Raw genomic sequence first — 8,237 nt, 5'->3', positions numbered from 1 at the left:
GTATTATGAATACTATCACCTTGACGGAACGCAGGAAGTCCCGGCAGATTATAAAGAAATATCCTTTGTCTGCCTCAGACCGGATGGTAGTCTGGAACTGCCGAGTACACTCGGCATTGCTTGCAGGTCAGTGTCAAAGAAGCTGGAAGGATTTGAAGATTTTCACTTCCACCAGTTACGTCACACCTACACCAGCAACCTGCTCTCCAACGGGGCGGCTCCGAAAGATGTACAGGAACTGTTAGGACATTCTGATGTCAGTACCACAATGAATATTTACGCTCACTCAACAAGAAAAGCAAAACGGGATTCCGCAAGACTTCTTGATAAAGTAGCGAGCAACGCTTAAACAAAAATTTCCCTTATTTCCCTTACGGATTCCGCATAAGGGCAAAAATAAGGGAAAATACATATCATTTCACTATCTAATGGGCTGAAAAGCCTGTAAAATAAGGAAAGTTCAGGAAATCTCTCCACAAACTCCGATTTTCCATGAACAATGACTGCACATTTTGTATAATTTAATGCATTATGAGGCAATACTACTCGCCTCCTTCTACATCTGACAAATCATCCAACTCCTGCAATATTGTATCATAGTCCAATATATCTACAATTGGTACACCACCAAACAATCCTTTTAAGTACATAATTCTTGGATTATTTGTCCCTTGAATTCTTGGATACTTATCTAAGCACTTGGCTTCTTTATTACCTTGATAATCGACATTAATCAAATACACAGATTTAATATCAATAGTCTCCAACATGTACGTATTGTGCGTTGTAATAATAAGCTGACCCGTGATATCCTCTATCATTGATTCCAATACATTTTTTAAAAGCAAGTCATGTATTCCGTCATCTATTTCATCATAGACAACCGTAACCCCACAAAATGCACCAAGCAACGAACGAATAATGTCAATAATATGCTGCGTACCTGCTGACTCTCTGGAAAAAGGTATTGTCCTAATTCTTCCGCCAATCATTTTTCTAACATATAATTTATACAAAATCACATCATTCTCGATTTCTCTTTCATAGTATACATCTTTAATATCAGCATATGCTTGGGTAAAGAAATCGCGAATAATTCTTTCCGAACGGTCCAACAAGCCTTCTTTATCTTTTTTTATTTTTCCATCCTTCAAATCTCTCAGCACATTTCTAGGTTTACCGGCATTTATTTCACTACCCGAAGAGGATGGTTTTTTACAATGGATTGTAGTATCCTTCAACATATCAATTATGTCAAACACATACTCTAAATAACTTTCTTTTATATACTCCTCGTTCTTATCTTCTCTTTCCTTATTAAAGATACTCAACAAGGTATGTTTGCCCCAATATTTACTTATTTCATCCCTAAGTTCTAATTCAACCTTCTTATTTTTAAAAAGCTTGTTTGAAAATTCTATTTTTGAATTTTTCTTTGTATAATCGATTTCATACAATACACCACGTTGCTTTCCTGTAAAATAATAAAGCTTTTCATACAAAAAACGGTCTTCAAAGGACATTACATAATAACCTTCATGCCCGTTTGTTTGAAATCCATATTCAATGGTAGTTGCTTCCTCACACTCAATCATTCTGCAGTTTTCTTTGTATTTTAAGATGCTTGTGCTATTCAACAACATCTCAAAAAGTTCCTGCGGAATATCTTTTTCCTTAGCAATTTCCATTATTCTTTCCGTTTCTCCTACCATCTGAAACGATTCAATAGACTTTCTTAACAAATCAATGCATGTAACAAAATTGGATTTTCCGCTACCATTTTCACCATAAATGGAGATAAATTTCTTGGCACCTTTGCTTCCGTTTCTGAAATCAAACATTACATCCTTGAATGACATAAAATTTTTCATCTTCACATAAGTAATCATTTCATGCACCTCCACGATCATACTACCACCTTCCCACGCCAAAGTCAATAAGTTTTTATTTTTTGTTATTTTTTATATCATTTTATGTAATGTTTTTACCTTTTATACTTAAAACTTCTATTTCACAATTGTAATGGGCACTTTTCCTGCGTTTGAGTCTGAAGACTCGTCGAAAAATTCGCCAGCCGCACAAGATTTACTTGCCAAGCCCGTCGAGCTTATTTTCTTGAGTTGCTTTTGTACACTGGCTCACCCGTAAACGGGTCAATATACTCTTTTAAAGACATCTGATCATATTCTAAATCTTCACTTAACTGATTTCGAATATACTCTTCTATCTTCTTCGCATTTTTCCCTACTGTATCTACATAATATCCTCTACACCAAAAATGTCTGTTCCCATACTTATACTTGAGATTCGCATGTCTTTCAAATATCATGAGCGTGCTTTTTTGATTTCAGATATCCTACAAACTCTGATACACTCATTTTCGGCGGTATCTCTACCAGCATATGTACATGATCCGGACATATCTCTGCTTCTACTATATGTACCTCTTTTCGTTTACATAGCATACTCAGTATATTTGCTATATCCTGCTTCAATTCTCCATATATAATTTTTCTTCTATATTTTGGTGCGAATACTATATGGTACTTACAATTCCATTTCGTATGTGCTAAACTATTACTGTCCATGTGGGCACCTCCTTTGATTAATAAAACGGTTGGCGAGCCTGCTTTTATTATATCTCTGGAGGTTTTTTACACAACGCTAAAGCTATTTTGTCCACCTGCATAGCAGGTGGTTTTTTCTTTTCCAAAGTTCCATATCCGACTTCGGATACTTCACAATGGAAAATAGGGCTTTGCCCTGACAACAGAAAAACCCCGGAAACCTTACGGTTCCGGGGTATCTTACGTTTGGACACATGTACCTTGCGGTACTCAATATATAATTTAAGATGTTATGCTAAAATTATTCGATAACTGTAGCAACACGTCCTGATCCAACAGTACGTCCACCTTCACGATATCAGAATGGCGTGTTGCAGCGGCTAAATGTTTATTTTTCGTTCATTTTGTGCGGGAAAATGCGGATTTTCCGCTGTGTCCGTGTGGTTTTTGGAAATTTTGTTATCATGGTGTTATCAGCAAACCTATGTACGCTTCCAGTTGCCTCACCCATAAATATGAAGCAAGAAAAGATTATATGTTATTTCATCTACATATCATTTTACTTTTCCATATATTCCTTATTTGCAACTTCTGCTAGGTGAAGTCTTTGACTTTTATTTAGCAAAATAACAGTATCACTACTGTGAATTTCCGAATGATACTCATTACCTTTTGTTGGCAAATATTTCACTACAGCATCTACATTTCGACAATCGCCAACGCTCAAGGATACTATACATCCTGAAAATACTTTTTTCATTTTTTCTACTATTTCGTCAGGCTTTCTATAAAATCCTCTTTCAACCGATAATCCCTTAGGATCTGCAAATGCTGCTGGAGAAATCTTTCCATTCTTTTTCCAGAACATTCCCGGGTGGGACGGCGGATAAACTGCACGATACACTCTTTCTGCATCTTCAAACGTATTATCCATAAAAATCTCTCACCACCTTATTAATGTTTTCAAGGCTAGCACTAATATTTACAAAGCTTTCACCGCCCTTTGTATCAACCATAAAAATCTCTGCCTCATCTCTATCTGTCAATTCAATTTCCATATGAGATCCATCTTCCCTATCATATTCTAACTGCAAAGATTCACATGCCGTAGGAAAAATTTCAGGTTGAATTTCTAAAAACAAAATCAAATCTCTACCTTTTTTTATCAAGCTATCTGTAAATGCTTTTGCACCATTTAAATTCCAATTATCTCGTAGTAATGCAATAGTTTCTAATTTTTTTAGGTTTTCTATCTTATCTTCGCTTATAACCACTTTTTCAACACCTGCACTAGTATTTTCACTATTACTATACCCAGGTAAGTTTAATGATATGCTAGGTTCTGTAGAAAAAGATGCATAAACATTGGTTTTTTCGTTATAATAGCAAACTTTTTGTTCTGTATAAGCATAATTATGACCAACAGAAACTGCTCCATTTCCCATAACTATAATGGATGTCGCTATAACACCACCCACAAGTGTACTATACACCTTACTTATACTTGTATCTGGTATTTGTTTTACTGCAGACATTATTCTTCACCCACTATAACCTGTATCTTATATTCACCTATTTGTTCACCATTTACCAACACCTTAGTAGAATACACTCCCACTTCTCTTAATACCAGATTTCTCATATCCAAATTAAATTGCATAACCCCTAATTTATCAAGCTTAAGCTTCTCAACTGGTAACTGAAACTTAACCTCTCCAGTATCATTTAATACTTGTCCACTAGGAGATATAAATTGTATTCGTACACTATTCTCTTTCGTAGCATCAAAGCCCGCTATATTACAAGCAATCGCAAAAGAATAATTACTCGGTATCGCAATCGGTGCAAGTATTTGCAATGGATTCACAATCTGATTTCTTGGTCCTTGCGGTGTCATTTCTGTTTGAATACTATCGCAATATGTAAATGAAGAAATATATATCATAACCATTCTCCTTCCTATCATCAATCTAAGTAACTTTTATTATACACACTCTATTTTCATTCTGCAAGACATTATAAGCCCCCCTTCCACTAGCTCTAGCTAGAATTGTTTTTCTCATTAAAAACTTTCCGTTTCTCAGATACATTTCCGCCTTAACGTTTCTGACATTTTTATTATATCATGATTAATCCACTGCAACGTACAAATCAATTTTTTATACTCTTTATGTAAGAATATATGTTCCTCTATTTGTTTGTATATAAAGCCAAAATCCATATTATGCTTCACAAAAGTTCATATTTAATTTTCGGTTTAACTCTCTTTTCCACAAATTAAATCTATATCCCGTCTCAATGTTGAATTTTGTTTATATCGATTCCACAATCGCTTTATTACATCCTTATAATAATTTATATCACTTTTCAAATAATCCGACGGTGCAAGCGTTCTTTGTTCTTCTTCAGCCTTGTATAATGCACTATCAAAACAATATCCTAATACTTCATCTCCTATAACAGAAAATATCTCCATAAAAATTTCTTCTTCATCTTGCAATTTCACAGATATAAGTTTTTCGATATTTCCCATATTTCTGATTGCAATTTTTAAATCGTCTACATTATTTAACATTCCTGCAATCGTATCATAGGTAAATACACCATAATTGATTTTACATAAAAATGTTACACAAGCATACTGAAAAGTTCTACCATTTTTCATCATCGGCAACACTGTTTTTTCATCATACCCTTTATCCTTAATGTAGACCTTAACAAATTTGTCATAATAATACGACATTTTCAATAAATCTGCGATTACGCCCTCTTTTGCATCTTGTCCAAAAATAGAATAGTAATACTCATCATTATACATTCTCTGAGAATTACTGCGAGCTGATCCAGGCATCTGTAAAACTGCTGCTAACCCCAACTTTCCAACTTGTTCAAGTGTTGCTGTTTGATAAGGTTCTGAATATTGTTTTGGTGTTTTATCGCCTTTTTTAGTAATGTAGTATACTTGGCATCTATTGAGTCGTTCTTTTAATCTAATTTGTTCCGGAGTATTAGCTTTTAAATCTGCTTTTTTTACAGGTTTCTGTGAATTAGTCGCCTCAGCTATCTCCAATGCAAATTTATCCTTCATCTGAGTAGTATTTCCTTTTGATTTAACCACTTTGCATTGGAGATAGAAGTCTTTTTCAATATCTAACTTTCCAATTCGATTTGTTGTCTGACCACCATTTACAATCGAAAAATTCCATAATTTTATTTCTTTTCCATCAATTCATAATCATCACAGATAATTAAAATTCCATTATTTTTATACCAAAAATTTTCAGGTTCTTTATGTATAGTTTTTTCAATTCCTGTATCAACAGCCTTTTGTCTTACATAATATCGTAAGTTCATTCCAAGTAAACCATTTCTTCTTCTATTTTGAAGCTCTTGCAATGATAAAGCAGAAATATTAACAATTATTGAATCTTCATATTTCAAATAATTATTTTTATCATCAATCGCAATTTTATCATAATCTACACATAACTTTCCGTTATCGCACAATTCAATCTGTGCTTCTATGTCTGATCGAAAGTTCATTTCCAAATCGTACTTGCCAAAATAATCTCTCATGGATTTATCTAATTTATTACGTTCCCTTTTATTTTTCGGTTGGTACGATGTGAAAAATACAATTCGAATATTCGCATTATCTTCCATTTGGCTAGTTGCATTTCTATAAGCTGTAACTAATTTATCATTAAATTCTGATATTTTATTACTTTGAAGTTTTTTCAACGTTTCATTAATCTTATATAATTCCCCTGCAACGTTATCTGTTCCTAATGCTGTATTTTCATAAAATTTACTTTGAACAATTATCAGATCATTCCCTTCACTCGTAGGATCATTAAAAATTGCATCTATACCTCCATCATTAGCACCATCAGTCAAAAATTCCTCGATTACATCTTGGTCGAAAGAAATACCAGATTCACTATAAAAAAAGTATTTTATACATAACAATGTAAATATATGATAATTTTGATACTTCCCAAAAGTAGGGTATTTCTCCTTCATTGTTTCTATATGGTATTCGAAAAAATCTTGACTCATAGCATTTATCTCCTTTGTACTTTTCCTATATCTATATCAATATTATGGCTCATATCGGCTATTTTGACAAGATCACATGTATTCTATTTTCAAGATTTCCCTACTATTTTAATAAATTTTTTAGCACTACCTCTTCCGCAACACTCTTAATATTATTCATCCTCCTCACCCATTCCATCTGATCCTGCATCTTCAATTCTTCTGTCACTCCCCATTGTCCAGCCATCTGCTCCACCAGCATCTCAACTTTTTCTCTGACCTCTTTATCAATCTGATTCAAATGCTCCGTCAGTTTCCCGGTCAGTACCAGATACTGATACCTGGCACTCCTATGCTCCTTCAAAAACTGTTTTCGCATTATTCCATATTTCCCATATGCGGGTTCTTCCTCATTGATTTCTAGGTCTGGTAGATAATAATCTCCATGCAATGTGTAGCTCAGTCCGTTCTTTTCATCATAAATTTGTTTCTTCATATTCTTATAACTCCATTCCTCTGTACTTTGCTTTATTTTTCTTAATTTGTGCATTGTGTTCTTCACTTCGTTCTTTCGCCCACGGTATACGATCACTTATTTTTTTCGGCATCTGCTCTTTATGCTTTTTCGCTTCAAGTTCCTCCTGCATCCGGATATCGTCCTGCACCAGTCTTTCTACCATATCTTTCCCTAATATACGTAAAAGTCGATTGTATCTGTCCGCAAGCCCCTGCAGTATTTCTTTCTCACCAGATAATTTCTGATAATCCTTTTGAACTTCTGCCAATTCCTTTTTTGTGTTCTCATGCTCTTGCCTTTTCTTCTGAAACTTACTTTTCCAGCTATCTCTTTCTCTTGTGAGTTCTTTCACCTGCGCAGCCATCGCACCGATTTTATTCTTCATTTCAATGAACAATGGTTTGATCTTCTTATCCCGATAAGTTACCGCACGTTCTAACGTAGTAGCTTCCGGCAAAAATGTTTTGATCATTCCATATTCTTTTATTTCCTTACTGACATTATCCATCACCGGTTGCAGGAATTCTCTTCTGTCCTCCAGTTTTTTCAATTCTGTTTCTGCTTTCTTCGCACGTTTTTCTACAGCATCTTTATCTTTTTTAAACTGAAACTTTTCATCTTCCAACTTTTCAATATCAGCTTTTACTTCTGAAATCTTGAAAGCTAAACTTTCGTTTTCCGCTGTCAGGTATTCTTTTTCTTGCTCCAGAGCCTGCACTTCCTTCTTACGTTCTTTCTTTTTAAAATTATAAACATCCAGATGTTCTTCATGTGTGCCTTTCTGTTCCCATTCAATTCCATACTTTTTAGCGACTTCTGCCAAAACTTCTTTCTCATGATTAATCCACTGGTTAAGTTCTGTGTCACGTTTACTTCCGCCTGGAAACCCAAGGCTTTTTAGTGCCTGTTTTAAAGAAACTTTCGTATCCATACCTTTTCCAGTCCACCCGCTCACATATGGAACAAAATCGACATGCAAATGCGGTGTAGACTCATCTAGTATATTGGATAATAAATAACTGCTATATTAAATTGAAGATGCTTCAGCTTCGCTGATTTCATCCATTTTATATTTCCAATGGTAAACTACTGGCTCGCGGTTAACTTCTTCAAAA

General features: G+C 34.5%; 10 protein-coding genes and 1 pseudogene. 1 reads left to right on the top strand and 10 read right to left on the bottom strand.

Annotated elements, in window-relative coordinates; translation table 11 throughout:
* Positions 1-349, top strand: a 349-nt coding sequence (locus H8Z79_RS16450) for a tyrosine-type recombinase/integrase (RefSeq protein WP_187002961.1), incomplete at its 5' end; no start/stop codon positions are given.
* On the opposite strand, the gene H8Z79_RS16445 is transcribed toward H8Z79_RS16450, so the two are convergent.
* The 10 genes and pseudogenes from H8Z79_RS16445 to H8Z79_RS17055 all read right to left on the bottom strand — a co-directional run bounded on the left by H8Z79_RS16445 (position 346) and on the right by H8Z79_RS17055 (position 8,053).
* Positions 346-540 (bottom strand): hypothetical protein, encoded by a 195-nt coding sequence (locus tag H8Z79_RS16445; RefSeq protein WP_187002960.1) that lies wholly within the window; start codon positions 538-540, stop codon positions 346-348. The two genes, H8Z79_RS16450 and H8Z79_RS16445, sit on opposite strands and share 4 nt — an antisense overlap.
* A 2-nt stretch (positions 541-542) precedes the next feature.
* Entirely contained in the window at positions 543-1,889 is a 1,347-nt protein-coding gene (locus H8Z79_RS16440) for an AAA family ATPase (protein WP_187002959.1), read from the bottom strand.
* 218 nt (positions 1,890-2,107) lie between these two features.
* Positions 2,108-2,588 (bottom strand): annotated as a pseudogene (gene tnpA, locus H8Z79_RS16435) (IS200/IS605 family transposase).
* Between the two features lie 538 nt (positions 2,589-3,126).
* On the bottom strand, positions 3,127-3,501 hold the full coding sequence (locus H8Z79_RS16430) for a hypothetical protein (RefSeq protein ID WP_187002958.1): 375 nt from the start codon (positions 3,499-3,501) through the stop codon (positions 3,127-3,129).
* Positions 3,494-4,102, bottom strand: coding sequence for a hypothetical protein (locus H8Z79_RS16425; protein WP_187002957.1), 609 nt, complete (start codon positions 4,100-4,102; stop codon positions 3,494-3,496). The genes H8Z79_RS16430 and H8Z79_RS16425 overlap by 8 nt, the downstream gene beginning before the upstream one ends.
* Complete coding sequence (locus H8Z79_RS16420) at positions 4,102-4,512, bottom strand: DUF6941 family protein (RefSeq protein WP_187002956.1); 411 nt, start codon at positions 4,510-4,512, stop codon at positions 4,102-4,104. Before H8Z79_RS16420 ends, H8Z79_RS16425 begins: the two co-directional genes overlap by 1 nt.
* Positions 4,513-4,824: 312 nt before the next feature.
* Complete coding sequence (locus tag H8Z79_RS16415; protein WP_330607644.1) at positions 4,825-5,730, bottom strand: AIPR family protein; 906 nt, start codon at positions 5,728-5,730, stop codon at positions 4,825-4,827.
* A gap of 47 nt (positions 5,731-5,777) precedes the next feature.
* Entirely contained in the window at positions 5,778-6,626 is an 849-nt protein-coding gene (locus H8Z79_RS17190; protein ID WP_187002955.1) for an AIPR family protein, read from the bottom strand.
* Between the two features lie 103 nt (positions 6,627-6,729).
* The gene (locus H8Z79_RS16405) at positions 6,730-7,101 is read right to left on the bottom strand and encodes a TnpV protein (RefSeq protein WP_187002954.1); all 372 of its coding nucleotides are present in this window, start codon (positions 7,099-7,101) and stop codon (positions 6,730-6,732) included.
* Between the two features lie 4 nt (positions 7,102-7,105).
* The gene (locus H8Z79_RS17055; RefSeq protein ID WP_225877046.1) at positions 7,106-8,053 is read right to left on the bottom strand and encodes a hypothetical protein; all 948 of its coding nucleotides are present in this window, start codon (positions 8,051-8,053) and stop codon (positions 7,106-7,108) included.
* Positions 8,054-8,237: the final 184 nt, after the last annotated feature.

Source organism: Blautia intestinalis, from assembly GCF_014297355.1.
Classification (GTDB): Bacteria; Bacillota; Clostridia; order Lachnospirales; family Lachnospiraceae; genus Blautia_A; species Blautia_A intestinalis.
This window is presented reverse-complemented; position numbering and strand designations above follow the sequence as displayed.